We start from the raw sequence: 26,331 nt of genomic DNA on the forward strand, positions 1-26,331 counted from the left end.
TGGCTCGGCGATCCGCGGGGTGTAGCGCAGCTTGGTAGCGCGCTTCGTTCGGGACGAAGAGGTCGCAGGTTCAAATCCTGTCACCCCGACCAGCGTCATCGCAGATGAGAGCCCTCTCCGGAGGGCTCTTCGTCGTTCTCGGCCCGCCCGTGCGTCAGCGAAGGCTTCGGCGCACGTGTGGTCGACGTCGAGGCGGGCGCTCAGCGGGGGTTGTCCGGGCTGGGCTGTTGATACTGAATCTGAGACGGGTGACACAGCGGTCAACGGTTGCCGTCCATGTCATGCCCAGGAACACGAAGCTCCGGAGCGGTCACAGCGCCTCACTGTTGTGGTCTTCATGGCAGAAGGAGCACGTGCAGTCCTCACCGTGCGGCACGGGCTCGCCGATCTCGCGGGGATCGGTCATCGGCGTACAGCTCCTCGATCTGCGATGGGCGGGCCCCTGTGAAGCGTCGGCGTCGTCCATGGTCATCACATTGCCGACAACTCGGGCGAAACGCTGCGAGTTACTTTCTCAGTCGGTGGAACTTCTGTCCATGGTGTCGGGAGAAAGGGAACTGGCCCGTAGGCGCACGACCCCGACCTGACGGCGCGCGGATGGGCGCGCGAGCCGAGCCCGACCCAGTCGTGCGACGGATCGGGCTCGGACTCCGAGGCTCAGCAGCACAGGTCGTCGCAGGCCTCCGGGGAACACGTCGGATCGTCGCAGCAGCTCGCCACCGACGAGACGTCGACTACGTCAAGCACATGACTCACCTCCTTCCGCGCACCACGTGCCGGGCACCGGGTCCGGGCAATCGGCATCAGCTGGATGGGCCAGCATCGTCACCATTTCCGAACGCAACGACGTGAGCCGTTCGATCTCGGCATCGATCTCGCTCACCCGGCGACTCAGGAGGTGCTCGGCCGGCTCGCACGGACACTCGCCCGTGTCGCGCACCGACAACAGGTCGGCGATCTCCCGCAACCGCAGCCCGAGACGCTGGCAACCCTGAATGAACCGCAGCCGATCCACGGCCCGGCGGTCGTACAGCCGGTACCCCGACGGGCTGCGCGGCGGCGCGGGCAGTAACCCCGCGCGCTCGTAGTAACGCACCGCGTCCGCACTGACACCCACCTCCGACGCCAACGCCGACACCGTCAACGTCGTGTTGTGGGCCTTTTCCCGCAGCTCCAGAGCCATACCCCGACGCTAAACCTTGGAGCGCGGTCCAACCTCAAGCCCGTGACGGACTGGAGCGAAGGTGAATCTTCCTATGTGTCCCGTACGACGCGGTAGCTGAGGTGGGTGACCCGGTTGCCGTGGCGGATCGTCGGGTTGTCCAGCCGCACCGGCGCCGAGGCCAGGTTCGCGAAGTACGAGGTCCCGGAACCGAGCGGTGGTCATGTTGACCTGCGCCGTCAGTTCGACGGTCGTGGAGTGATCGGCGCCGGCGCGGATCGACACGCGCACCACGAGCTGCCCGTCGTCGACTTCCCGCATGATGCCGGTGAAGCTCCTCTCGTATGTCTCACCTGCTGGGATGGTGACTTCGGTGTCGAGCGTGTTGTCGTCGCCGAGAAGCTCGGGGTGCCAGTTCACGTTCCAGGCCGCGTCCTTCAGCGTGAGTGGGCCGAGCTCCGTCTCGCCTGCGTTGGTCAGTGTCAGCGACAGAGTGACGCGATCGCCGGCGTCGTAGGTCTCGCTGTCCAGAGAGGCGTCGACCTCGAGGTTCGCCAACGGCCCCTCGTCGGGTTGCCGACGGCTCCGGTTCAGCTCCGGTCGTCTCTTCGGCATGTCCCGCGACGGGTGCCACCGCACCGCTCAGCACGATCATGACTGTCAGCGCCGCGCCCCGGGCGAACAGCCGCTTCGTCCCCTTGGCCTGCATCAGAACCCCCAGCCGCTCGAACAAGCCAGAAAACGGACACGCTACACATCGGCCGACACCGTGACCACCCCTTCGTCGCGGTGTCCCGGCGAGTCGGTTCCGGTGAGGTGCGGTCGGCGCGGTCGAGGCACCAGGATGGCGCCATGACGTTGTTGCTGTCGTACTCGGCCGTCCTGCTGCTCGCCGTTCTGGTCTCGGCGTTCGCGCACCGCACCGTGCTGTCGACCGCGGTCCTGTTCCTGGCGGCCGGGTTCGTGCTGGGCGATGGCGTCACCGGCGTCCTGGAGCTGCAGCCGGCGGATCCGCTGGTGGCCACGCTGGCCGAGCTGGCGCTGTTCGCGGTCCTGTTCACCGACGGCATGCGGGTCGGCTGGAACGACCTGACGTCGGCGTGGCGGCTGCCCGGACGTGCCCTGGGCTGGGGAATGCCGCTGACGCTGCTGATCACGGCCGTGCTGGCACACTTCGTGGCAGGGTTGGACTGGCCGGAGGCGCTACTGGTCGGTGCCGTCCTGGCGCCCACCGACCCGGTCTTTGCGGCCGCACTGGTCGGCAACGAGAAGGTTCCGCAGCGCCTGCGCAGATTGCTGAACGTGGAATCCGGGGTGAACGACGGCCTGGCTCTGCCGTTCGTCATCGTGCTGTTGGAGATCACTCAGGACTCCAGTGACCTGCATCTCGGCAAGCTGGGCTCCGAACTGGCGATCGGGCTGGCGATCGGTGTCGGCGTCCCGTGGGTGGCGATCCGGCTCGAGCGCACGCGGTGGTTCGCGGCCGCCAGCGACTACCAGGCGATCAACGCGGTGGCGATCGGTCTGCTGGTGTTCGCGCTCGGCGAGGCCACGCACGGGAACCTGTTCCTGGCCGCGTTCGCCGCCGGTGTCACGGTCGCGACCATCGGCCAGCGCGAGAAGGAGGCCTTCCACGAGTTCGGTGAGCTGGTCGCCGAGCTGCTGAAGCTCGTGGCGCTGCTGGCGTTCGGAGCGCTGATCTCGCCGTCGTTCCTGGCGGAGATCCCGTGGACGGGCTGGGTGTTCGCCGTTCTCGCGCTGGTCGTGGCACGTCCGGTGGCGTTGTCGGTGTCGTTCCTCGGCTCTGGACTGGGCGCGCGGGAGCAGGTGGCGGCGATGTGGTTCGGACCGAAGGGCTTCGCGTCGGTCGTGTACGGCCTGATCGTGCTGAACTCCGGCATCGCCGCAGCCGACGAGATTTTCCACCTGGTGGCGTTGACGATCGCCCTGTCGATCCTCGCGCACTCGTCGAGCGACGTCGTCATCGCGCGCCAGTTCGGCGAGGAACGTGAGGGCGACCGCTGGTTCAGGACGTTCCGCCGTCGCGACTGACCCGGGCGAGGCGTGCACGCCACCAGGCTTCGCGTTCGGGGTCGCGCATCCGGTAGTTCTCCAGCGCGACGGGGTCCGGCCGGGGCGGCCTGTGCGGCACTGTCAGGGCGCCACCGACCGGGACGGACGAGTCGGCCGCGGAGACGAGGTCGCCGTCCAGCAGGGACAACGTTCCCAGCCCGCAGGCGTGCTCGAGTGTCGGCAGCGAGCCGGCCAGCGCGAGCTGCGCGGCCAGGCCGACGCTGGTCTCGAGCGCGGACGACACCACGCACGGCAGCCCGCACGCCTCCGCCACCCGCAGCGCACGGCGCACCCCACCCAGCGGCGTGCACTTGATGACCGCGACATCGGCCGCGCCTGCGACAGCGACGGCCAGCGGATCCTCCGCGCGCCGGATCGACTCGTCGGCGGCGATCGGCACGTCGACGCGGCGCCGGACGGCCGCCAGTTCGTCGATGGTCGCGCACGGCTGCTCGACGTACTCGAGGCCACCGGCCGCCCGCTCCAGCTCGCGGATGCGGGCGACGGCGGTGTCGACGTCCCACGCCGCGTTCGAGTCCACCCGGACGGCGCCGGCCGGTCCGAGCGCGGACCGGACGGCCTCGACCCGAGCGAGGTCCTCGGCCGCCGACTCGGGGTGGTCGGCGACCTTGACCTTGGCGGTGCGACAGCCCGAGGACGCCGCGAGGTGGTGCGCGCGTTCGGGGCCGACCGCGGGGACGGTGCAGTTGACCGGGACGCGATCGCGTACCGGCGGCGGCCAGTCGGCCGCGCCCTGCTCGACCGCGGTGGCCAGCCAGGGCGCGGCCACGGTGTCGTCGTACTCGGGGAACGGGCAGAACTCGCCCCACCCGGCCGGCCCTTCGACGAGCATCCCTTCGCGGACCGTGATGCCGCGGAACCGCGTGCGCAGCGGGATCGCGTAGGTGTGCACGGTCACTCGGACCACTGTACGGTGCCGGGGACGGCTTCGGGATCGACGGCGTAGTGGTGTCCGGCGGGTGTCTTCCACGACGTGATGCCGTGTTCGTCGGTGTGGAGTTCGAAGCCGTGGTGGGTCCTGCCGATGTGGTGGCCTCGGTGCAACGTCCACGTGTTGCCGGCGGAAGTCGTGCCGGCGTGTCTGTACGGCCGGATGTGGTCGATGTCGCTGCCGCGGGCGCTGCGGGTGCACGTGGGAAACCGGCACGTCCGGTCGCGGGTGGTGACGAAGTCGGCGAGATCGGCCGGCGGCGAGTACGTGGTGCGGCCGTAGTCGAGCAACCGTCCGCCGGTGGGTTCGGTGAGCAGGCGCCGCCACGTTCCCTCAGTGCTGATGCGCCGTGCGACGTCGGCGGTGATCGGACCGAACCCCTCGAGCTCTCCGGGCTGGTCGTCGGCGCCGAGGAGCGTGGTGACGCCGACGGTGACGTGCACCGCGGCGGCCCGGCGGTGCTGGACGGACAACCGGTGCTCCGGCGCGTCAGCGCACGCGGGGTTGCAACAGCCGAGGTGGCCGGTGTCGAGGCCGGTCCAGCCGAGCCCGGTGAGCAGGTCGAACCGGAGCTGTTCCAGGCCTCGCGAGTCGCCCTGGCGGCGGGTGTGCCGTGCGGCGGCGTCGACGGCGTTCCACAGCGCGGTGACGTCCTCGGCTGGGCCGACGAGCTCCAGCCGAGCCATGCCGTCGTCGCCACCGGGAGCCACCGGCTCGGGCCGTGTGACGTGTCGCCGCGCGCCCGCCCGGCGGCACCGGTCCTCGGCTGCTTCGGGGTCGGCGGCGATGACCTCGCGGCGCAAGGCGTGGTCCAGTTGAGTGCGCGTGCCACGGACGGCGACCGGCAGTACTGCCGCCTCGACTCGGCGCCGCAGGTCCGGATCGTGCAGACAGCGGGTGCGCGACACGATGAGTCGGGCCTTGTCGTCGTCGATGCGGCCGTCCTCGAGCGCGGTCAGGGTGGCCGGCAGTTCTTCGCACAGCTCCGCGGCCGTTGCCACCCGGTCTCGGGCTCGACCGGGTGACCATGTCAGTGCGAGCGAAATTTCGTCTCCTGCCGGCTCGACCGCACGATGCATGTGTCCGGCGTCCGCGTCGATCGGGCAGCGGCAGCGTTGGTACTCCGGGCGCCGCACCACCTCGGCCAGCGCCTGCGTCATCCGCGCTTCGGTGAACGCCTTCTGCCGCTCCCAGGCCGCGACGACCGCGACGACGTCGTGGGTGGACAGTTCGCCGAGATCCAGCGTGGACAGCCATACCGCGAGCTCCGGACCCGGTGGGGTGTCGAGGGCACGTTCGAGCTCCGTACGGATGGCATTGTTCATGGGGCCTCCGCTCCCAGGTGCGTAGCGGCAGCTACTGTTGAAGGAACAGTATCGAACAACAGTTCGAGTCGCAACCTGGCGTCGATCCGCGGTCGGACGGGGTTTGCATGGCTGCCGCCGGTAGGAAACCTCCGTGAGCGAACCTGATCGGCGCCCGACGGCACGGCACAATGACTCGGGTGGCGCCGGAGACACGACCGCAAGCCCAGGTGTCGGCCCGCGAGGCCGAGATCCTCGCCGCGCTCGGTGAGCATCTGACCAATGCGGAGATCGCCGGGCGGTTGTTCATCTCGATCCGTACCGTCGAGAGCCACGTCTCGTCGCTGCTGCGCAAGCTCGACGTGGGTGACCGGCGCGAGCTCGCGGCCCTCGCCCGGCGGGCCGAACCCGGGGCGCGAGAGGCCGCGCCGGCGACGGAGGCGTGGCGGGCGACCGGAGCGTGGCCGGCGCTGTTGACGCCGTTCGTGGGCCGCGCACGTGAACGCGCGGACCTGGCGGCCGCGGTGAGTGACGCCCGGTTGGTGACCGCCGTCGGTCCCGGCGGCATCGGGAAGACCCGCCTGGCGCTGACGGCGGCCGACGACGTTCGTGATCGGTTCGCCGACGGTGCCTGGTACGTCGACCTGACGCCGGTCGCCGGAACGGCGATGATCGCGCCGGCGGTGGCCGCGGCGCTCGGCCTGGGCGAGCAGCCGGACCGGTCCGCACAGGACACGGTGCTCGGCTGGGTCGCCGAGCGGCAGGTCCTGATGGTCCTCGACAACTGTGAGCACGTGATCGACGGGGTGGGCGTCCTGATCGAACCGATGCTGGAGCGTGCTCCGGGGTTGACCGTGCTGGCGACCAGCAGGTCCCGGCTGATGCTGCCGTTCGAGCGGGTGTTCACGGTGCCGGGACTCTCCGTCGCGGGAGACGACGACGGCGTCGGTGACGTCGACGACGACGCGGTCGAGCTGTTCACCGCACGTGCCGCAGCCGCCGGAGCGGTCGTCGCTGACGGAGATCACGCCCGGGTCCGGGCGATCTGCCGGGGTCTGGACGGGATGCCGCTGGCGGTCGAGCTGGCCGCAGCGCGGTTGCCCACGGCCGGTCTGGACGGGCTCGAGGCCGGATTGCCGGACCGGCTGACACTGCTCAGGGGAGGTCGCAGGGCGCACGGCCGGCACGAGTCGCTGCGCTCGGCGTTGGACTGGAGCTACGCACTGCTGGACGGACCGCTGAAGGCGTTGCTGCGCCGCGTCGCGGTGTTCGCCCGGCCGGTGCCCGCCGACGCGGTCGCGGCCGTGGCCGGATGGGACCCGGTCCGCCCCCGCGACGTGGGGCTCGGCCTGGCCGCGCTGGCCGACCACAGTCTCGTGGTGGCGCGGCCCGGTGACGGCGGGACGCGGTACGGCGTGCTGGAGACCGTCCGGCAGTACGGCGCCGAACTGCTGGCCGGCACCGGCGAGCTGGACGAGTGCCGGAGCCGTCACCTGCGCTGGTGCCTCGACGAGGGTGCAGCCCTGCAAGCGCGCGCCGACGCCGACGCGAGCTGGCGCGCGGCGTTCGACACGCTGGCCGACGAGTTCCGCGCAGCGCTGGTATGGGGGGCGACCCCAGGTCGCGCCGACGACGCCCACGCTCTGGCGGTCCTGCTGGCGGCGCTGTGCCACCGGCGCGGAATGCCGGCCGAGGCGCAACAGCGCGGCGAGCAGGCCGCCGAACTGGCGGCGACGCACCACGATGCCGCTACCGACCTGCGTCTGGCGGCCGGCTCGGCGCGAGCGAGACTCGCCGGTGACGACGCGCTCCGCCTGCACCGTGCGGCGGCCGCCGCGGCCCGCCGAGCGGACGAGCCGCGCTTCGCGGCGTGCGAGCTCGCGCACGCCGCTGAACTGGTCGGCCGGGCGGCCGGCATCATGTCCGACCCGCCGCCGGCCGGCGCGGTCACCGAGTGGCTCGCCACCGCCCGGCACCTCGCCGGTGACGACGTGCTGGCCGGGGCGTGGATCGCGATCAGCGAGTCGTTCGTCCACCGTGGCGACGGACCGGATACCGACGGGTTGATCGACGGCGTCGTCGACGTCGCACGGGACGCCGGCGACCCGCTGCTCGAGAGTGCCGCGCTGGACCGGTCGACGACGCTGCGGCTGGCCCGCGGCGATCTGAGCGCCGGTCTGGCCGCGGTGCTGCGGCGGACCGGGAGCCTGGCGAGCGTTCCGGCCGAAGCCGCCCAGGGGTTCGAGCTGTCCGACGCCTACGCGATGGCGTCCGACTCCGCTCTGGCCGCCGGCGAGCTCGCGCAGGCCAGGGAGATGGCCGAGCGGGCGCGTGCGCTGCCGTTCCACCGTGAGGTCGGCCATGTGCCGGCGAGTCGCTTGGTGGTGGTCACGGCGCTGGCCGGCGACTGGGAGGACGCCGTCGCGTTCGGGGAGCTGTTCCGTGACAGCTGGGAGCGGGCCGGCCGGCCGCATGTCCCGTCGCTGCGCCGTGCGGCCCTCGCGGCGGCCATGGTCCACGGGTGCCGGGGCGAGGACGACCGTCGCCGCGAGTGGCTCACCGTCGCCGAGTCGCTCGGACCGACCACTGCCCGGCCGGACGATCGACGCGTCGTCGAGCGGCTCTTCGAGTCGTCGTGGCTGTTGCACCAGGAGCGGGCCGAGGAAGCCGTCGAGTGCCTGCGGCCGAGTCCGGACACGTTCCAGGGCTGGTTCGAGGCGATCTGGCGACCCTGGTATGCCGCGCTCTGGGTCGAGTCGGCTGTTCTGGCGCGAGCTGGTGACATGGCGCGAGCTGACGACATGGCGCGAGCTGACGACATGGCCGAGCGCCTCCGGGTGGCTCGTCGAGCCGTGGCGGGCAACGCCGTCGCGGCGACGCTGGTGGACCGCACCGCGGCGCTGGCTGCCGGGGACCGTGCCGGTGTACTGGCGGCGGCCGACGCGCTGGACGCTGCGGGATGCCGCTATCAGTGGGCACGCAGCCTGGTGCTGGCCGGCGGCGCCGAGCGGGCTCGCGGTCTTGATGCCCTGCACTCGATGGGTGCCGCACCGGCCTGACGGTCCGGTGCCGGTTCGGCGCCACCTCCGTGCCGGATCCGTGCTGAATCCGTGCTGAGCACGGATGCCGTCCCTCGCCGTGACATCGATCGTGGACGTGTCCTGATCGGCGTCGCCGTGTCGAATACCGGTCGCCGTGTTCGACGTCCCGGTGAAGGGAGCTCGAGATGACTCAGACCATGATGACCCGACCGGAAGCCGCCGCGCGATCGCTGCGGCGCACCGGTGCAGCGATCCACCTGCCGGGCGGTGCCGGGTACGACCAGCACCGGAGCGCGCTGGCCCCGACGCTGGACCCGCGGCCGGCGGTGGTGGTGGAGGCCGCGTCCACGGCGGACGTTCACGCCGCCGTCGTCGCCGCGCGAGAGCACGACCTGCCGTTCGCCGTCCAGGCGACCGGGCACGGCACCCACGTCCCGTGTGACGACGGTCTGTTGCTCAAGACGACGGCGATGGCGGCGGTGCAGGTGGATCCGTACCGGCAGGTGGCGCGGGTGGGCCCGGGCGCGCGCTGGGGCGAGGTGCTCGCGGCGGCCGCACCGTACGGGCTCGCGCCGCTGTCCGGTTCGTCCGCCACGGTCGGTGTCACCGGATACACGCTCGGTGGCGGCGTCGGCTGGCTCGGCCGGAAGTTCGGCTTCGCCGCCGACAGCGTGCTGAGCGCCGAGATCGTCACCGCGGACGGGCGGCTGGTCCATGCCGACACACACGAGCACCCGGACCTGTTCTGGGCGATCCGCGGCGGCGGTGGCGGATTCGGCGTGGTGACCTCGCTGGAGTTCCGGCTGTATCCGGTCGCCCGGGTCTACGGCGGCGTCTCGTACTTCGCGGTTGACCGGGCGGGCGAGGTGCTGGCGCGCTACCGCGACTGGGCCTGCGACGCTCCGGACGAGCTGAGCACCGCGGTCGTGCTCACCCGCGCGCCCGAACGCGCCGACATTCCGGCCGAGCTGCACGGCCGGCGGGTGCTCGGCATCAAAGCGATGTACACGGGGGACGCGGACGACGCCGAGCGGTTGCTGCGGCCGCTGCGTGACGTCGCCGGGCCGGCCGTGGTGGACGGCTACCGCACGATGCGCTTCGCCGACGCCGCCATGGGCGGCACACCGGCGCGGTACCTGGACTTCTTCGACCGGCTGCCCGACGCCGTGACCGAGTGCTTGGTCGACGTGGCCGCGCGGCCCGGCGGCAACGGCCCCACCGTGGAGATCCGGCACTGGGGCGGTGCGATGGGCCGGCCCGGTCCGGACGCAGGACCGGTGGGCAACCGCACGTCGCCGTTCAGCGTGATCGTCGACGCGCCAGACCCGGCTCTGGTCGGCACGTTGCGGCCCCACGGCACCGGCAGCACCTTCCTGAACTTCCTCGCCGACACGTCGCGGACCGCGCAGGCCTACACCAGGGCGGACTACGCGCGGCTGCGCGACATCAAGCTTGCGCACGACCCGGGCAACGTGTTCGGCATCGGCCACGTCGTCCGCTGATCGTCTGGGATTCGGCGCCGCTCTCGCGGGTACCACCTACACCGATCAGGGTCGTGTGGAAGGCGTCGATCGATGGAGTGGTTCTCGGCCGAGGGGTACTGGCTGAGCCGGCTGGTGTTCCAGCGGGCGCTCGCACTCGTCTACCTGGTGGCGTTCCTCAATGCCGCGCTGCAGTTCCGCGCGCTCATCGGTGAACACGGGTTGACGCCCGTCCCGCGCTACCTGGCGGCGACGTCCTGGCGGCAGGCGCCGAGCGTGTTCCGGCTGCACTACTCGGACCGCTTCTTCGCGACGTTGGCCTGGGGCGGGGTCGTCGTCTCCGCCGCGTTGCTGCTCGGGCTGGGTGACGTGTTGCCGCTGCCGGCGCACATGCTGGTGTGGGCGGCGCTGTGGGCGCTGTATCTGTCGATCGTGCACGTCGGCCAGATCTGGTACGGCTTCGGCTGGGAGTCCCTGCTGTGCGAGCTCGGTTTCCTGGCGATCTTCCTCGGCTCGGACGACACCGCCCCGCCCATGCTCATGCTGCTGGCGCTGCGCTGGGTGCTGTTCCGGCTCGAGTTCGGCGCGGGCCTGATCAAGATGCGCGGCGACCGGTGCTGGCGTGACCTCACCTGCCTGGACTACCACCACGAGACGCAGCCGATGCCGAACCCGCTGAGCTGGCGGTTCCATCAGCTGCCGGCACGGATGCACCGGGTCGAGGTGGCGGCCAACCACGTGACGCAGCTCGCGGTGCCGGTGCTGCTCTTCTTGCCGCAACCGGTCGCCGGCGGCGCCGCGGCGGTGATCGTCGTGACGCAGCTGTGGCTGGTGTTCAGCGGCAACTTCTCGTGGCTGAACGCGCTGGCGCTCGTGCTGGCGACGTCCGCGCTCGGCGACGACGCGTGGGCAGTGGTGCTGCCGGTGTCGCCGCCGGCGGAGCTGGCCTCGCCCCGGTGGTACGAGGTCCTCGTGACCGTCGTGGCGGCGGTGGTGGTCGTGCTGAGCTACTGGCCCGCGCGGAACATGCTGTCGCGCAGGCAGCTGATGAACTACAGCTTCACGCCGTTGATGCTGGTGAACACGTACGGCGCGTTCGGCAGCATCACCCGGGTCCGGCACGAGATCGTTCTGGAGGGCACCTCGGACCCCGATCCGGGCCCCGTGACGGTCTGGCTGGAGTACGAGTTCAAGGGCAAGCCGGGTGACGTGCACCGCCGGCCGCCCCAGGTCGCGCCGTATCACCTGCGGCTGGACTGGTTGATGTGGTTCGCGGCGCTGTCGCCGGCGTACGGACGCCCGTGGTTCGTCCGGTTGATCGGCAAGCTGCTGCAGAACGACCCGCGCACGCTGGCGTTGCTGCGGCACAACCCGTTCCCCGACGAGCCGCCGGCGAACGTGCGGGCGTCGTTCTACCGTTACCGGTTCACCGACAGGGAGCAGCGTCGTCGCACCGGTGCGTGGTGGGAACGGGAGTACGTCGGCGAGTACCACCCGCCGACGTCGTTGTCGGACGGGTCCCGGACGTGACGCGGCCGGCGGAGCGTCGTGCGATCCGCCGGCCGGGAACGTCGGGTGATGCCGTCAGCCTGCCTTCACCATGTAGTCGTCACGGGCCGCCTCCAACAGGGCGCGCCACGAGGTGACCTCGGGCCGCCGCCGCAGCAGTGCGCGCCGCTCGCGCTCGGTCATGCCTCCCCAGATGCCGAACTCCGTCTTGTTGTCCAGAGCGTCGGCGAGGCACTCGGTGCGAACAGGGCACCCGAGGCACACGGCCTTGGCTCGGTTCTGTGCCGCACCTGGAACGAACAACTCATCCGGCTCGGTACTGCGGCACGCTGCCAGGCTGGTCCAGTCATCAATCCACGTCATACGGCTGTCACCCCCGTCAACTTCGGCGAACACACAAACCCTCTCTCGTTCACCCCGATGGCCGTGACGCTATGCAAACATGGGGGTCATGACCAGACCCTGATCGACCGAAATGAATATCGGCCACTTGGACGATGGCGGCAATGCCGGGCATCTGATAGCCGCAACCCGGTTGCGCTATCAATTACGGCTAGTCTGCCATGAGCACGTAGCATGCTTCCATGGCGATTCGTCCTGGTGCTGTCGTGAGTTCGGTCCGCCGTGTCTTCCTCGTCGTCGGGGTCAGTGCGCTCAGTGGCGTGTTGATGGCCGGTCTCATCCTCCCGGTGGTCGCCGGGCTGGGGCTGACCGCGCGCGAGAGCGCCGATGCCTTCGCCGACATGCCGAGCGAGCTGGACGCGGGCCCGATGGCGCAGCGATCGGTCATCGTCGACGACAGCGGCGACCGGCTGGCCACGTTCTACGAGGAGAACCGGGTCTACGTCGGCCTCGACAAGATCGCCCCGGTGATGCAGGACGCCATCCTCGCCATCGAGGACGATCGCTTCTACGAGCGCGGACCCATCGACTTCCAGGGCACCATCCGAGCGCTGATGCAGAACCTCGAGGCGGGCGAGACCACCGGCGGCGGCTCCACGCTGACACAGCAGTACGTCAAGCTCGTGCGGCTGTCGAAGGCGGACACCGAGGAAGAGCGACAGGACGTCACGGACAGCACCGGCGTCGACGGCTACCGCCGCAAGCTCGAGGAGCTGCGGATGGCGGTGGGTGTCGAGAAGGAGCTGTCGAAGGACAAGATCCTCGAGCGCTACCTCAACATCGCCTACTTCGGCTCCGGGGCGCACGGCATCGAGGCGGCCGCGCGCACGTACTTCTCCACCAGCGCCGCCAAGCTGTCCATCCCGCAGGCGGCGATGCTCGCCGGCCTGGTGCAGCGCCCGTACGCCTACGACCCCACCCGTGACCCCGAGGCGGCGCAGGCGCGGCGCAACACCGTCCTGAACCGGATGGCCGACACCGGCCGTATCACCGAGAAGCAGGCGGCCTCCGCCCGCAAACAGGGCCTCGGGCTGGACGTGCGGCCGTCGTCCGACGGCTGCACCAACGCGTGGGCCGGATACTTCTGCGACTACGTGGCACACGAGATCCGCACCATGGAGGAGCTCGGCGGGACGCCGGAACAACGGCAGATGATGCTCGAGCGCGGCGGGCTGCGGATTCAGACGACGCTGAACCGGCAGGTGCAGGAGGCCGCCGACGAGGCGGTGTCGGACAAGGTGGCGCCCACCGACTCGATGATCGGCTCGATCGCCACGGTCGAGCCCGGAACCGGGCACATCAGGGCCATCGCCAACTCGCGCAAGTACGGAGTCAAGGGCGAGGGCGTCAGCAACATCAACTACGCCGTCGACCAGAACATGGGCGGCGGCATCGGCATCCAGCCAGGGTCGACGTTCAAGGTCTACGTGCTGGCCGCCGCGATCAACCAGGGCATCCCGCTGGACACCACGATCAACTCGCCGGACAGCATCAGCATCCCCGAGGACGAGTTCACGACCTGCGACGGGGAGTACCGCAGCACAGGGACCTGGTCCCCTGAGAACTGGACCGGGCTCGAGCCGGGCAACTACAACCTGCGCACCGGCACCGAGATGTCGGTGAACACGTTCTTCGCCCAGCTCGAGCTGCGCACCGGCATCTGCGAGCCGGCCACCATCGCCGAGAAGACAGGCATGACGCGGGCCAACGCCGGAGAGAATGGGGTCGGCGAGGCGCTCGAGCAGGTGCCGTCGTTCACGCTGGGTGTCAACGAGGTGTCGCCGCTGTCCATGGCCGAGTCGTACGCGACCTTTGCGAACCGCGGCGTGCACTGCCCGGCCACCGCGATCGAGAAGATCACCGACAGCGAGGGCAACGTCCTGGTCGACAACACCGACCCGAAGTGCGAGCGGGTGCTGGAGCAGCCGGTCGCCGACGCGGTGGCCTCGGTGCTCGAGGGCGTCATGCACAACCCGGGCGCCACCGGGAACGACATGCAGCTCGACGACGGCCGTGTCGCCGGCGGCAAGACCGGTACCACCCAGAGAGCCAAGGCCGTCTGGTACGTCGGGTTCACCCCGCAGCTGTCCACCGCGGTGGCGGTCGCCGACGTCGAGGCGCCGCAGGAGAGCCTGGACGGCCGCGAGTACAACGGCGAGTACGAGGACAGCGCGTGCGGTAGCTGCGTCCCGGGCCCGATGTGGAAGCAGATGATGGACGAGGCCCACGAGGGCCTGCCCGAGAAGGACTTCCCCGAGCTCGACCCCGAGGTCATCGAGGGCGTCAGCGCCACCGTGCCGGACGTGCGCGGCATGACCGAGGACGCCGCCGTCGACACCCTCGAGGGCGACGGGTTCGACGTGGATGTCTTCGATGAGGTCAACTCGGATCTCGACGAGGGCCTGGTCGTGCGGACCAGCCCCGGCCCCGGCAACGAGGTGAGCTCCGGAACGACCATCGGGCTCTATCTGTCCAACGGCATCCCGCCCAGTGATGACGACGAAGGTAACGGCGAGGGCGAAGGTAACGAGGGCGAGGGCAACAACGACGACGATGACGACGAGAGCGAGCCGCCGGACATCGACCTGCCCACGGTTGATCCGTCGTTCCCGCCCGGCAACGAGGGCGGTAACGAGGGTGGCAACGACGGCTGGCGCGACTGAGCCGGCCGGCGCGGCTGAGTTCTACCGCGTCAGCTCTCCGGCCCGGCCGACAGCGCTCCCACCTGGCGGAGCCCGTCCAGGTCGTGCACGTCACCGGCGAGCGCCGGGACCCGGGCTACCGGGACGTCGGGGTGCGCCGAGGTGAACCGCTCTCCGGTGCGCGCGTCGCGGGCCGCGAGTCGCAGCCGCTCGGCGTGCAGGCGCAACAGGGCGGCGGTGAGCCGATGTTCGTCCGCGGCCTCCAGCCGCTCGGCGCCGGCGATCGCCTGCTCGATGCCGACGCCGCCGGTGTGGTCGGCGTGCACCCGGTTCAGGACCAGGCCGGCCAGGGGCATCGCGTCCTGCGACAGACGGTCGACGAAGTAAGACGCCTCCCGCAACGCGTCCGGCTCGGGGGCGGCCACCACGACGAACGCCGTCTCCGGCCGCTTGAGTAGCGCATAGGTCGCGTCGGCGCGTTCGCGGAACCCGCCGAACATCGTGTCCAGCGCGTTCACGAACGTCTGCACGTCTCTGAGCAGTTCACCGCCGAGGATTTTGGTCAGCGCCGAGCTGACGACGGTGAACCCGGCGTGCAGCACCTTCAGGTAGGTCCGGCCGCCGGTCTTGGCGGTGCCGCTGAGCAGTTTGATCAGCCGGCCGTCGAGGAACGACCCGAGCCGTTCCGGCGCGTCCAGGAAGTCCAGCGCGGACCGCGACGGCGGCGTGTCGACTACGATCAGGTCCCAGTCGGCGCGGTGCCGCAGCTGACCGAGCTTCTCCATGGCCATGTACTCCTGCGTGCCGGCGAACGACGACGACAGCGCCTGGTAGAAGGGGTTGGCCAGGATCTGGCGGGCCTTCTCGGGCGTGGTGTGCTCTTCGACCACCTCGTCGAACGTGCGCTTCATGTCGAGCATCATCGCGTCGAGCGAGCCGCCGGAGCCGGTGTCGACGCCGCTGACCGCGCGCGGCGTGTTGTCCAGCTCGGTCAGCCCCATCGACTGCGCGAGCCGTCGCGCCGGATCGATGGTCAGCACCACGGCACGGCGGCCGCGTTCGGCGGCGCGCAGGGCCAGCGCGGCCGCGGTAGTCGTCTTGCCGACGCCGCCAGAACCGCAGCACACGACGGTGCGGATGCGCCGGTCGTCGATCAGCCGGTCGACGTCGAGGTGCGGCGCCCGGTGCGGATGGGCAGGGTTCATGCGGCCCCCTGGTCCGCGAGCGTGCCGGCGAGCTCGTAGAGCGCGGTCGGGTCGATGCCGTCGGGATAGCGCGGCAGCTGGTAGGTCGGCCGGTCGAGCCCGTCCAGGACCTCCCGCTGCTTCTTCTCCAGCGCCGCGCGCTCGGCGTGCTCGCGCGCCCGTTCGGTCAGCAGGTCGACGACCGTGTCGTCGTCGGCCAGGCCGGCGGCACGAAGCCCTTCGGCGACGGCGTCGCGGTCCAGCCGGCGACGCCGCGCCGCGGTCAGCTCGCGTGCCCGCAGATGCGGCTCGCGAACCTGGTTGACGACGACACCGCCGACGGTGATGCCTGCGGCGTGCAGCTCGTCGACAGCGTCGGCGGTCTCTTGCACCGGCATGTCCTCGAGCAGCGAGACGATGTGCACCGCGGTCCGCGGGCTGTGGATCAGCTCGGTGATCGCGGCGGCCTGCCGGTTGATCGGCCCCACCCGCGCCAGGGACGTGACCGACGAGTTGACGTCCAGGAACCGGGCGATCCGGCCGGTGGGCGGCGCATCGAGAACGACCGCGTCGTAGCTGAACCCGCCGGAGCTGTCGCGCCGGCGCGCCGCCTCGTACGTCTTGCCCGTGACCAGGACGTCGCGCAGCCCGGGCGCGATGGTCGTCGCGAAGTCGACGAAACCGAGCTTGTCGAGCGCGCGTCCGGCCCGGCCCAGGCGGTAGAACATGGCCAGGTACTCGTGCATCGCCTCGTGGGCGTCGATGGCCAGCGCGTGCACCTCGCCGCCGCCCGGCGCCGGGGCCACGCGCAGCTCCTCGTAGCTCAGCGGAGCGACGTCGAAGAGCTGGGCGAGCCCCTGGCGTTCCTCGACCTCGACGATCAGGACCCGGCCGCCGCCCGCGGCCAGCGCCAGGGCGAGCGCGCCCGCGACCGTCGTCTTCCCGGTGCCGCCCTTGCCGGTGACCACATGCAACCGCACGCCTTCCCAGTCACCCATACCCGTAGAGCCTACGTAACAGCCACCACGTCACGTTGGAACGCGTGCACCGGCCGGCCGTGCAACACGCGCTGCAGCGCGAACCCGAGGGCCAGCGTCAGCCAGCCGCCGACGGCGTCGAACACGTAGTGGTTCGCGGTCGCGGTGATGACGATCAGCGTGGCCGCCGGGTACAGCAGGCCCAGCAGACGCAGCCACCGGTGACGGGTGAACATGATGATGGCGATGCCGCACCACAGTGACCAGCCCGCGTGCATCGACGGCATCGCGGCGTACTGGTTGGACAGGCTCTGCAGGTCGCCGGAGGCCATGGAGCCCCACGTCTGGTGGATGGCCACCGTGTCGAAGAAGCCCCCGTCGGGCAGCAGCCGCGGCGGCGCCAGCGGGTAGACGAAGTAGCCGACCAGCGCCAGCCCGGTGGTGAACGCCAGGACGGTACGCGACGCTCGGTATCGCCCGGGATGTCGCCAGAACAGCCACACCAGGACCGCGCCGGTGACCACGAAGTGCATGATCGCGTAGAAGTAGTTCATCGACACGGTGAGCCAGTCGATGGCGTTCACCGTGTGGTTGAGCCAGAGCTCGAAGTCGATGTTGAGGCTCTGCTCCAGCTGCCACAGGTTCATGCTGCGCGTGATGGCCTCGACCTCCTGGTCGGGCACGGCGTTGCGGATCAGCGAGTAGATGCCGTAGCCGATGGCCATGATCGCGAGTTCGACGAAGAACCTGGGCCGCCGGGGTGTCCGGAAGTAGCTGAGCAGCTGCCTGGGACGCGAGCGGACCGGCGGCCGGTCCGGCGCAGGGGTCACCTCCGCCGGGCCGGCCGTCGTGGACGTTGTTGCCACGCCGGGACCCCCAGTTGTGAAGACTCAGTTTGTCGTCAAGTCACGTCGCCGGAAGGCGTCGATACCGGTCCAGACTAGACCTGCGGTGATCGCGGTGAGTACGACCACTGGTGTGATCGTGAACTCCTCCGCAGGTATACCCGGGACGTGCCCGAAGGGTGACAAGTTGCTCATCCAGTCGGGGAACTGCAGGAGCCCGCCGAGCATGCTCACGACCAGCGCATACACGAGCACCGCCCACGCGAACGCGAGGGCGCGCGGCGCCAGCCCGAACAGTGCGACCGCGAGGCCGGTACTGATCCACAACGCGGGGATGTTCACCAGCACGGCGGCGATGATGTCCCCCGTGATGCCGGCGTCGCCGGTGCTCGCCCCGCCGGAGATCGCCAGCCCGGCGCCGCCGGCGAGGAGCACGAGCGCCCCTCCGGCCAGCGCCACCGTGACGTGCCCGCCGGCCAGCCGCGCTCGCGGCACCGCGGTGGCCAGTACCGGCTCGGCTCGTCCGGTGGTCTCCTCACCGCGCAGCCGTTGCACCGCGAGGATGCCGTAGATGGTGCTGACGATGGCCAGCATCGAGATGATCAGGGTGAGGAACGAGTCGATGGCGGTCTCGCCGCCGATGTTGGAGACCATGTCCCGGACGGCTTCGTTGTCGGAGACGAACTCCTCGACGTCGGACAGGATACTGCCGTACATCGCGCCGAACAGGAACAGTCCGATGCACCACCCGATCAGGTTCGCCCGCTGCAGCCGGAACGCCAGCCCGAGCGGGGTGCCCAGGCTCGGCTTGGCGGACGCCGGCCCAGGGCGCTGGTGGCGCAGGCCCAGGCCCACGTCCCGGCGGGTGCTCAGTACCAGCGCGGTGACGATCAGCGCGCCGCCGACGACGAGCATCAGAGCCAGCGGCCACCAGCGCTCGTCCACGTACGGACGCATCCGCTGGGCCCAGCCGATCGGCGACAGCCAGGACAGCGCCCCGCTACCGATGTCGCCGACAGCACGCAGCACGAACGCGACCCCGATGGCCGCGGCACCCATGCCCGAGGCGCCGCGGGTGTTCTCGGTGATCTGCGCGGCGACGAGGGCGATGCCGGTGAAGACGATGCCGACGCCGGCCAGGCCGAAGCCGAAGGCGGCCGAACCGACCCCGTCGATGGACTCGATGCCGGAGCCCGCGAGCGACGCCGCAATCAGCGCTCCGAGCAGCAGGTTCGTGCCGATGACGACGGTCAGGGCCGCCGCGGAGTGCGCGTGCCGGCCGACGACGTTGGCGCGCACCAGTTCCGCGCGGCCGGACTCCTCCTCGGCGCGGGTGTGCCGGGTCACCAGGAGGACGCTCATCAGGGCCACGAAGATGGCCACGAAACCCAGCATCTCGTTGGAGAGCATCGCGCCGAACGTGTAGTCGTCGAGGCCGAACCCGGGCCCGCTCATGGCGGTGGCGGCCGGGCTGTCCATCAGCTCGGCGCGGGACTGCCGGTCGGCGGCGGTCTTGTACAGGTCCGGGAAGCCCGCCGCCGTGGACACCGTGCTGATCGTCAGCGCCACGATCCACACCGGGATGCGGACACGGTCGCGCCGGAGGACGAACCGGATCAGCGTGCCGGTGCCCGCGAGCGCGGCCCTGCCGCTCGGCTCCGCGGTGCCGGTGGCCGTCGGCCTGTCGGTGGTGGTCGTCATGCGTGGTCTCCCGCGCCCTGTCCGTTCCCCGCGGTCGCGTGCCGGCCGGCGCCGTTGGCCTCGAGCTCGTCGCCGTAGTGGCGCATGAACAGCTCTTCGAGCGTCGGCGGCTGGCTGATGAGCGAACGCACGCCGAGCCCGCTGATGTGGCGCAGGGCGGCGTCCATGTGGTCGGTGTCGACCTCGAACTCGGTGCGGTTGCCGTTGACGACGACCTCGTGCACCCCGGGCAGGTCGGCCAGCCCGGCGGGCTCGCGGTCGGTCTCGGTGACGACCGAGGTGCGGGTCAGGTGCCGCAGGTCGTCCAGCGTGCCGGACTCGACCACCCGGCCCTCACGGATGATGCTGACCCGGTCGCAGAGCTTCTCGACCTCGGCGAGGATGTGACTGGACAGCAGGACCGTGCGTCCTTCGGCCATGAACTCCGAGATGCACTCGGTGAACACCGCCTCCATCAGCGGGTCCAGCCCGGAGGTCGGCTCGTCGAGGATGAGCAGCTCGACGTCGGCGGCCAGCGCGGCCACCAGGGCGACCTTCTGCCGGTTTCCCTTGGAGTAGGTGCGGCCCTTCTTGCTGGGATCGAGGGAGAACCGCTCGAGCAGGTCGGCGCGGCGCTGCGGGTCGAGCCCGCCGCGCAGCCGGCCGAGCAGGTCGATGGCCTCGCCGCCGGTGAGGTTCGGCCACAGGTTGACGTCCCCGGGGACGTAGGCCAGCCGGCGGTGCAGCTCGACGGCCTCGTTCCACGGATCGCCGCCGAGCAGCGAGGCCGTGCCGGAATCGGCGCGGAGCAGGCCGAGCAGCACGCGGATGGTCGTGGACTTCCCGGCGCCGTTCGGGCCGAGGAAGCCGTGTACTTCGCCGGTGGCGACGTTCAGGTCGAGCCCGTCCAGGGCACGGACCGGCCCGAACGTCTTGACCACCCCAGTGACGTCGATCGCTGTAGTCATGATTCAGACCCTACACAAGTTTCACGGATTTGTGAATGTCGTCAACTTGGTTATGGTCGTAAAGTCGGGATCGAGTCATGGGGGTGATCCGCCGATGCCGGACGGTCAGCACGAAGCGGCGGTGCGGCGCTTCGTCGAGCAGTTCGGGATGCTGCTCACCGACTCCGGGATACCCCGGATGCCCGCGCGTGTGTTCGCCTACGTCCTGGCCGACGATGCCGAGACGTACACCGCCGGCGACCTGGCGAGCGGTCTCCAGGTGAGTCCCGCGGCCGTGTCCGGCGCGGTGCGCCAGCTCGTCCAGATGGGGCTGCTCGCCCGTGAGCGTGCGCCGGGCTCCCGTGTGGACCACTACCGGGTGTACGACGACGATGTGTGGTCGGCCATCAGCGCGAAGCAGCTGCTGGTGCTGGGCCGCTACGAAGAGGTGCTGACCGAGGGGGTCGAGCTGCTGGATCTCGACCGGCCCGGAGGTCGCCGGGTCTACGAGACGCGCGAGTTCTACCGCTTCATGGGCTCGGAGCTGGCGGGGGTGATCAGGCGCTGGTCGGAGTATCGCCGCGACCTGTTCGCCGACGACGACAGGGATGCCCTCACCTGACGGTTCGTTCAGAAAGTTGTGAACGAACTGAAATGTACGATGGTGGCGTATGGATGTGGGGAGCCTGGGATGAGCGAGACGGCGCCGTCGCGTGACGACGAACTGCTGAAGTTCGTCGAACAGTTCGCGTTCGTGCTCGTCGACGCCGGCATGGCCCGGATGCCCGCGCGGGTGTTCGCCTACGTCCTGGCCGACGACGCGGAGAAGTACACCGCAAACGAGCTCGCCGAGGGGCTGCAGGTCAGCCCGGCGGCCATCTCCGGCGCGGTACGTGCCCTGGTCCAGGGCGGCCTGCTGGCCAAGGAGCGTGAGCCGGGCTCGCGGGCCGATCACTACCGGATCTACGACGACGACGTGTGGTCGCACATCATGATGCAGCGGCTGCCCCTGCTGAGCCGCTACGAGACCATCCTCGAGCACGGCATCGAACGCATCGGCCCGGGCCAGGGCGCGAATCGGCTGGCCGAGACCCTTGACTACATCCGTTTCACCCGCGAGGAGTTCACGCAGATGCAGAAGCGCTGGCAGCAGCGCCGCGCCGAGAAGTTCGGCGACGGCACCACCAAGCGCTCAGAGGTCGGCCAGCAGACCGATCGGTGACTCCACCCGGTCGGCGATCCAGCGCAGGAACCCACCGGCCACACCGCCGTCGCACACCCGGTGGTCGAAGGTCAGCGACAGTTGTCCGACGGTGCGCACGGCGAGCTCGCCGCCGACCACCCACGGCTTCGGCGTGAACCGGCCGACGCCGAGCAGGGCCGCTTCGGGGTGGTTGATGATCGGCGTCGAACCGTCCACGCCGAAGACGCCGTAGTTGTTCAGCGTGAACGTCCCTCCGGTCAGGTGCTCCGGTTCCAGGCGCCCCTCGCGCGCCAGCGCGGTCAGCCGGGCGATCTCGTCGGCCAGGTCCCCGGTGTTCATGCGGTCGGCGCCGCGCACGACCGGGACGACGAGCCCGCGGTCGGTCTGCGCCGCGAACCCCAGATTCACGGTGCCGTGCCGGACGACGATCAGCTCGTCCGCGTCGTGCTCGACCGACGAGTTGAGCTGCGGATAGCGCTGCAGCCCGGCGACGACGACGCGGCCGAGCAGCGCGAGCAGCCCCACCGGCCGGTCGGTGCCGGCTCTGATGGCGTCCTTCGCCTCGACGAGCGCGGTCGCGTCGACGTCCACCCAGGTGGAGGCGTCCGGAATCTCGCGGCGACTACGCGCCAGTGTCTCGGCGGTGGCGCGGCGGATTCCGCGCAGGTGCTCGCGGGACTCCTGGGGGATGGTGTGGGTGGCGTCCGGTCGGTCCGCTGCGTCCGGTCGGTCCGGCGCGGACGGTCGAGCGGTCGCGGCCGCCGCCTCGACGTCGCGGCGGACGATCACGCCGGCCGGGCCGGAGCCGCGCACGAGGTGGACGTCCACGCCGAGCTCGCGGGCGAGCCGGCGCACCACCGGCGAGATGACCCGCGCCGCGTCGCCCGGAGCGCCGCCGGCACCCGCCCGGGACGCGGTGCGCTCGCGTCGCCGCGGCGGTCCGTGCCCGGTGCCGTAGCCGACCAGCACGGCGCCGGACCCGTCCGCGTCGTCGGTCGTGTCCGCGACGGTGACCAGTGGTTGACCCACCTGGACGACGTCGCCGACGCCGGCGTGGCGCTCGACGACCCGCCCGGCGTACGGGCACGGCACCTCCACGGTCGCCTTGGCCGTCTCGACGTCGACCACCACGTCGTCGACGCTGATGACGTCGCCGTCGTCGACCCGCCACGCGACCACCTCGGCCTCGGTCAGGCCCTCGCCGAGATCGGGCAGCCGGAACGTCCGCCCCTCCCCATGATCATCGGCACTTTCCGGCCCGTGTGACCGGTAACTGCCGATGATCCCGGGGTCGTCGCCGCCGGTCATTGCATCGTCCTCGCTGCCGCGGTGAGGAACCGGGTGTCGGGCTCGTCGTCCCACTGCAGCCGCTCGACGGTGTCGAGGATGCGGTCGACGCCCGGCAGGTGGTACTGCTCCAGTACCGGCGGCGGATACGGCACGTCCCAGCCCGTGACCCGCAGGACCGGCGCCGACAGTGAGTGGAAGCACCGTTCCTGCACGCGCGCGGCGATCTCGGCCGCGATGCCGGCGAACCCGGCCGCCTCGGACACGACGACGCACCGGCCGGTCTTGCGCACCGACGCCGCGACGGTCGTGTCGTCGAGCGGAACGATGCTGCGCAGGTCGATGACCTCGAGATCGCGCCCGGACTCGGCGGCTGCAGTAGCCGCCTCCATGGCCAGCGGCACGCACGCGCCGTAAGCCAGCACCGTCGCGTCCGAGCCGGTGCGCCGGACGGCGGCGGTCCCCAGCGGCTCGGTGGTGACCGGAAGACTGACCTCGTCCTTGGTCCAGTAGAGCTTCTTCGCCTCGAGGAAGACGACCGGGTCGGGGTCGGCGATCGACTCGCGCAGCAGCGAGTAGGCGTCGGCCACCGTGGCCGGCGTGACCACCTTCAGCCCGGGTGTGTGCGCGTAGAGGGCCTCGGAGGAGTCGGAGTGGTGTTCGACGCCGCCGATGCCGCCGCCGTACGGGATGCGCACCACCATGGGCAGCCCGACGCTGCCGCGGGTGCGGTTGCGCATCTTGGCCACGTGCGAGGCCAGCTGCTCGAACGCGGGGTAGGCGAACGCGTCGAACTGCATCTCGACCACCGGGCGGAAGCCCTGCATGGCCATGCCCAGGGCGAAGCCGGCGATGCCGCTCTCGGCCAGCGGTGAGTCGAAACAGCGGTCGGTGCCGTACTCGCGGCTGAGTCCGTCGGTCACGCGGAACACCCCGCCGAGCCGGCCGACGTCCTCCCCGAACACGACCACCGACTCGTCGTCGCGCATCGAGTGGTGCAGTGCCGCGTTCAGCGCGCGGCCCATGGCCAGCGGCATCAGGTCTCACCCAGTTCGGCGGCCAGCCAGCCGGCCTGCTCGCGCAGCTGGGACGTGGGCTCGGCGAAGACGTGCGCGAACAACTCGCGCGGATCGGCGTCCGGGTCGCCGGCCATCCGGGTGCGCAGGTCGTCGACGAGCGTCTCGGCCCGGGCGCCGGCGGCGGAGACGTCGTCGTCGCTCAGTGCGTCGTTCGCCCGCAGGTACGCGTCGAGCCGGTCGACCGGGTCGCGGTGTTTCCACGTCTCGACCTCGTCGTGCTCGCGGTAGCGGGTGTCGTCGTCGGCGTTGGTGTGCGGCTCGACGCGATAGGTGTCCGCCTCGACCAGCACCGGGCCGGCTCCGGACCGCGCCGTCTCGACCGCGTCGGTGAGCACGGCGAGCACGGCGACGGGGTCGTTGCCGTCGACGCGCACGCCCGGGACGCCGTAGCCGATGCCCTTGTCCGCCAGCGAGGCGGCGGCCGTCTGGTCCGAGAGCGGCACCGAGATGGCGTACTGGTTGTTCTGGACCAGGAACACCACCGGCGCGGCGAAGATCGCGGCGAAGTTCAGCGCTTCGTGGAAGTCGCCCTCGCTGGTGCCGCCGTCGCCGACCAGGGCCATGACCACGGTGTCCTCGCCCTTGCGCCGCGCCGCGTAGGCCAGGCCGGCGGCGTGCGGCAGGTGCGTGGCCAGCGGCGTGCACTGCGGCGCCGTCCGAGTGGCGTGCGGGTCGTAACCGCAGTGCCAGTTGCCGCGCAGCAGCGTCAGCGCCTCGACCGCGTCGATGTCCCGGGTGACCAGCGCCATCGTGTCGCGATACGTGGGGAACAGCCAGTCGGTGGGCCGCAGCGCCAGGACGCTGCCGACCTGGCAGGCCTCCTGCCCCCGGCTGGACGGGTACACCGCGAGCCGGCCCTGCTTGGTCAGCGCGGTCGCCTGCGCGTCGAACCTGCGGCCGACGACCATGCGGCTGTACGCCTCGCGCAGCAGCGCCAGGTCGGGCTCTCGGTAGCGGCCGCGCCGGTGCTCCGGTGCCGGCGAGCCGTCGTCGTCGAGGAACGCGACGGGCTCGGCTGCCGGGAGCAGCCCGGCCGGATCGGCGGGAGCCGCGGCGGACGATGCGGGATGCTCGGCCTGCGTGGTCATGCGTCGCTCACCCCTGTCGGCAGGGGACCGGGACACACCGGTCCGTAAGGACGTCCTACCGACAAATGGTGCTCCGACCGAGATGGTCATCTCTACAATGCGGGGAAAGTGATGACACACGGCAGGTGAGGGCGGCCATGAGCGACCAAACGTCTCGACGTGACGCGGGTCACACCTGGAACACCGGCCATTCGTCTCCGCGCCCGCTCGACGACGTCGACCGGCGCATCCTCGCCGAGCTGAGCGCGAACGGCCGGACGTCCATCCGCGGCCTGGCCGAACGGGTGCACGTGTCCCGGGCCAACGCCTACGCGCGCGTCGACCGGCTGCTGTCCGACGGGGTGATCACCGGCTTCAGCGCGCACGTCGATCCCGAGCGCGCCGGGCTGTCGACCAGCGCGTACGTGCTGCTCTCGATCCAGCAGAACGCCTGGCGCGAGGTGGCCGCCGCGCTGGGCTCGCTGCCGTACGTGGAGCACTTCGCGCTGGTGGGCGGCGACTTCGACGTGCTGGCCCTGGTCCGCGCGCCGAACAACGCCGAGCTGCGGCACGTGGTGCTCGAGCACATCCAGGACGTGCCCGGTGTCCAGAGCACCCGGACCTGGCTGGTGTTCGACGAGCACCCCGGTCAGGGCACCCGCTGGGCCTGACCGCCCCACCCAGTGCGGCGAAATCAGGCTTTTCGACCCGATCCGGGGTGGTGATCGCGCCGACCGCGCCGACCGCGCCGCTCCAGGCGGAGCACGGTGTGGAGCTGGTGTCGCTGTGGCGACACGATGCTCGCACCGCGTCGTGGCCCACCGCGGCGCCATGGGTCGTGAACCAGCGCCGCTCGGCAAGTAGGCTCGCGCCCATGGCTAAGTGGGAGTACGCGACGGCGCCGATCCTGGTGCACGCGACGAAACAGATTCTGGACACGTGGGGCGAGGACGGCTGGGAGCTGGTCCAGGTCGTCCCCGGGATGAACCCCGAGAACCTGGTCGCCTACTTCAAGCGGGAGAAGCCGGAATGACCTCCGCGCCGGAGAGCCGGATCACCGAGCTCGGGCTGACCCTGCCGGACGTCGTGGCCCCCGTGGCCAGCTACGTCCCGGCGGTGCGCACCGGCTCGTACGTCTACACCGCGGGGCAGTTGCCGCTGCGCGACGGCGAGCTGATGCACGTCGGCAAGGTCGGCGCGGCGGTCACGCTCGAGCAGGCCCACGAGTGTGCGCGGCAGTGCGCGCTGAACGCCCTGGCGGCCGTGCGCTCGGTCACCGGCGACCTCTCGGCGGTGACGCGGGTCGTCAAGATGGTCGGGTTCGTCGCGTCGGCGAGCGACTTCACCGCCCAGCCGAAGGTGGTCAACGGGGCCAGCGACCTCCTGGGCGAGATCTTCGACGACACCGGGCAGCACGCCCGCAGCGCCGTCGGTGTCGCCGTGCTGCCGCTCGACGCCCCGGTCGAGGTGGAGCTCGTCGTCGAGGTGGGCTGAT

At 70.8% G+C, this 26,331-nt stretch carries 23 protein-coding genes and 1 tRNA gene; 11 read left to right on the top strand and 13 right to left on the bottom strand.

The annotated features are described in order from the left end of the window. Positions 1-15 precede the first annotated feature (15 nt). Positions 16-92, top strand: a tRNA-Pro gene (locus tag CLV30_RS07610). Between the two features lie 647 nt (positions 93-739). Here CLV30_RS07610 and CLV30_RS07615 read toward each other — a convergent pair. Then, complete coding sequence (locus tag CLV30_RS07615; RefSeq protein ID WP_106536591.1) at positions 740-1,183, bottom strand: heavy metal-responsive transcriptional regulator; 444 nt, start codon at positions 1,181-1,183, stop codon at positions 740-742. Positions 1,184-1,192: 9 nt separating this feature from the next. Continuing rightward, positions 1,193-1,777, bottom strand: a complete 585-nt coding sequence (locus tag CLV30_RS07620; protein ID WP_129710864.1) for a hypothetical protein — start codon at positions 1,775-1,777, stop codon at positions 1,193-1,195. 237 nt (positions 1,778-2,014) lie between these two features. Between CLV30_RS07620 and CLV30_RS07625 the strand changes: the two genes are divergently transcribed. Continuing rightward, positions 2,015-3,214 (top strand): cation:proton antiporter, encoded by a 1,200-nt coding sequence (locus CLV30_RS07625; RefSeq protein WP_106536593.1) that lies wholly within the window; start codon positions 2,015-2,017, stop codon positions 3,212-3,214. Here the strand turns inward: CLV30_RS07625 and CLV30_RS07630 are convergent. Next, on the bottom strand, positions 3,189-4,154 hold the full coding sequence (locus tag CLV30_RS07630) for an o-succinylbenzoate synthase (protein ID WP_240723175.1): 966 nt from the start codon (positions 4,152-4,154) through the stop codon (positions 3,189-3,191). The two genes, CLV30_RS07625 and CLV30_RS07630, sit on opposite strands and share 26 nt — an antisense overlap. Next, on the bottom strand, positions 4,151-5,512 hold the full coding sequence (locus CLV30_RS07635; protein ID WP_106536595.1) for an HNH endonuclease signature motif containing protein: 1,362 nt from the start codon (positions 5,510-5,512) through the stop codon (positions 4,151-4,153). Before CLV30_RS07635 ends, CLV30_RS07630 begins: the two co-directional genes overlap by 4 nt. A gap of 170 nt (positions 5,513-5,682) precedes the next feature. Here CLV30_RS07635 and CLV30_RS07640 point away from each other — a divergent pair, with 170 nt between their 5' ends. The 3 genes from CLV30_RS07640 to CLV30_RS07650 all read left to right on the top strand — a co-directional run bounded on the left by CLV30_RS07640 (position 5,683) and on the right by CLV30_RS07650 (position 11,543). After that, on the top strand, positions 5,683-8,550 hold the full coding sequence (locus CLV30_RS07640; RefSeq protein WP_106536596.1) for an ATP-binding protein: 2,868 nt from the start codon (positions 5,683-5,685) through the stop codon (positions 8,548-8,550). A 167-nt stretch (positions 8,551-8,717) separates the two neighbouring features. Then, positions 8,718-10,034: an FAD-binding oxidoreductase gene (locus tag CLV30_RS07645; RefSeq protein WP_205740509.1), complete on the top strand. Its 1,317-nt coding sequence runs from the start codon at positions 8,718-8,720 to the stop codon at positions 10,032-10,034. A gap of 72 nt (positions 10,035-10,106) precedes the next feature. Continuing rightward, positions 10,107-11,543 carry a lipase maturation factor family protein gene (locus CLV30_RS07650; protein WP_106536597.1) on the top strand — a complete coding sequence of 479 codons (1,437 nt, stop codon included), beginning with the start codon at positions 10,107-10,109 and terminating at the stop codon, positions 11,541-11,543. Between the two features lie 54 nt (positions 11,544-11,597). Here the strand turns inward: CLV30_RS07650 and CLV30_RS07655 are convergent, their stop codons facing one another. After that, entirely contained in the window at positions 11,598-11,885 is a 288-nt protein-coding gene (locus CLV30_RS07655; protein WP_106536598.1) for a WhiB family transcriptional regulator, read from the bottom strand. A 221-nt stretch (positions 11,886-12,106) separates the two neighbouring features. Here CLV30_RS07655 and CLV30_RS07660 point away from each other — a divergent pair, with 221 nt between their 5' ends. After that, the gene (locus CLV30_RS07660) at positions 12,107-14,587 is read left to right on the top strand and encodes a transglycosylase domain-containing protein (protein ID WP_106536599.1); all 2,481 of its coding nucleotides are present in this window, start codon (positions 12,107-12,109) and stop codon (positions 14,585-14,587) included. Positions 14,588-14,616: 29 nt separating this feature from the next. Here CLV30_RS07660 and bagB read toward each other — a convergent pair whose 3' ends face one another. Genes bagB through CLV30_RS07685 form a run of 5 tightly spaced genes read right to left on the bottom strand, consistent with a single transcriptional unit; the run spans position 14,617 to position 20,220 of the window. Beyond that, positions 14,617-15,771: an ArsA family ATPase gene (gene bagB, locus CLV30_RS07665; protein ID WP_106536600.1), complete on the bottom strand. Its 1,155-nt coding sequence runs from the start codon at positions 15,769-15,771 to the stop codon at positions 14,617-14,619. Further along, positions 15,768-16,748, bottom strand: a complete 981-nt coding sequence (gene bagA, locus CLV30_RS07670) for an ATPase BagA (RefSeq protein ID WP_106536601.1) — start codon at positions 16,746-16,748, stop codon at positions 15,768-15,770. The genes bagB and bagA overlap by 4 nt, the downstream gene beginning before the upstream one ends. An 11-nt stretch (positions 16,749-16,759) precedes the next feature. Then, positions 16,760-17,593: a phosphatase PAP2 family protein gene (locus tag CLV30_RS07675; protein ID WP_205740508.1), complete on the bottom strand. Its 834-nt coding sequence runs from the start codon at positions 17,591-17,593 to the stop codon at positions 16,760-16,762. Positions 17,594-17,617: 24 nt separating this feature from the next. Next, the gene (locus CLV30_RS07680; RefSeq protein ID WP_106536602.1) at positions 17,618-19,273 is read right to left on the bottom strand and encodes an ABC transporter permease; all 1,656 of its coding nucleotides are present in this window, start codon (positions 19,271-19,273) and stop codon (positions 17,618-17,620) included. Further along, the gene (locus CLV30_RS07685) at positions 19,270-20,220 is read right to left on the bottom strand and encodes an ABC transporter ATP-binding protein (RefSeq protein ID WP_106536603.1); all 951 of its coding nucleotides are present in this window, start codon (positions 20,218-20,220) and stop codon (positions 19,270-19,272) included. Before CLV30_RS07685 ends, CLV30_RS07680 begins: the two co-directional genes overlap by 4 nt. A 94-nt stretch (positions 20,221-20,314) precedes the next feature. Here CLV30_RS07685 and CLV30_RS07690 point away from each other — a divergent pair, with 94 nt between their 5' ends. Next, a complete protein-coding gene (locus CLV30_RS07690; RefSeq protein ID WP_106536604.1) occupies positions 20,315-20,821 on the top strand; it encodes a GbsR/MarR family transcriptional regulator in 507 nt (168 codons plus the stop codon). Between the two features lie 69 nt (positions 20,822-20,890). Further along, positions 20,891-21,421: a GbsR/MarR family transcriptional regulator gene (locus tag CLV30_RS07695; protein WP_106536605.1), complete on the top strand. Its 531-nt coding sequence runs from the start codon at positions 20,891-20,893 to the stop codon at positions 21,419-21,421. Here the strand turns inward: CLV30_RS07695 and CLV30_RS07700 are convergent. From CLV30_RS07700 to pdhA, 3 genes are read right to left on the bottom strand one after another with little or no spacing between them, the layout of a single operon-like run. Continuing rightward, on the bottom strand, positions 21,392-22,711 hold the full coding sequence (locus CLV30_RS07700; protein ID WP_106536606.1) for a dihydrolipoamide acetyltransferase family protein: 1,320 nt from the start codon (positions 22,709-22,711) through the stop codon (positions 21,392-21,394). The genes CLV30_RS07695 and CLV30_RS07700 overlap by 30 nt on opposite strands. Beyond that, positions 22,708-23,727: an alpha-ketoacid dehydrogenase subunit beta gene (locus CLV30_RS07705; RefSeq protein WP_205740507.1), complete on the bottom strand. Its 1,020-nt coding sequence runs from the start codon at positions 23,725-23,727 to the stop codon at positions 22,708-22,710. Before CLV30_RS07705 ends, CLV30_RS07700 begins: the two co-directional genes overlap by 4 nt. Continuing rightward, positions 23,727-24,857 carry a pyruvate dehydrogenase (acetyl-transferring) E1 component subunit alpha gene (gene pdhA / locus CLV30_RS07710; protein WP_106536608.1) on the bottom strand — a complete coding sequence of 377 codons (1,131 nt, stop codon included), beginning with the start codon at positions 24,855-24,857 and terminating at the stop codon, positions 23,727-23,729. Before pdhA ends, CLV30_RS07705 begins: the two co-directional genes overlap by 1 nt. Positions 24,858-24,994: 137 nt before the next feature. Here pdhA and CLV30_RS07715 point away from each other — a divergent pair, with 137 nt between their 5' ends. From CLV30_RS07715 to CLV30_RS07725, 3 genes are all read left to right on the top strand, one after another. Then, a complete protein-coding gene (locus CLV30_RS07715; RefSeq protein ID WP_106536609.1) occupies positions 24,995-25,507 on the top strand; it encodes an Lrp/AsnC family transcriptional regulator in 513 nt (170 codons plus the stop codon). Between the two features lie 203 nt (positions 25,508-25,710). After that, positions 25,711-25,869: a Sp36 family protein gene (sp36, locus tag CLV30_RS25920; RefSeq protein WP_129710863.1), complete on the top strand. Its 159-nt coding sequence runs from the start codon at positions 25,711-25,713 to the stop codon at positions 25,867-25,869. After that, positions 25,866-26,330, top strand: a complete 465-nt coding sequence (locus CLV30_RS07725; protein ID WP_106536611.1) for a RidA family protein — start codon at positions 25,866-25,868, stop codon at positions 26,328-26,330. Before sp36 ends, CLV30_RS07725 begins: the two co-directional genes overlap by 4 nt. Position 26,331 lies beyond the last annotated feature (1 nt).

The sequence above is a fragment of the Haloactinopolyspora alba genome (genome assembly GCF_003014555.1).
GTDB classification, from domain to species: domain Bacteria; phylum Actinomycetota; class Actinomycetes; order Jiangellales; family Jiangellaceae; genus Haloactinopolyspora; species Haloactinopolyspora alba.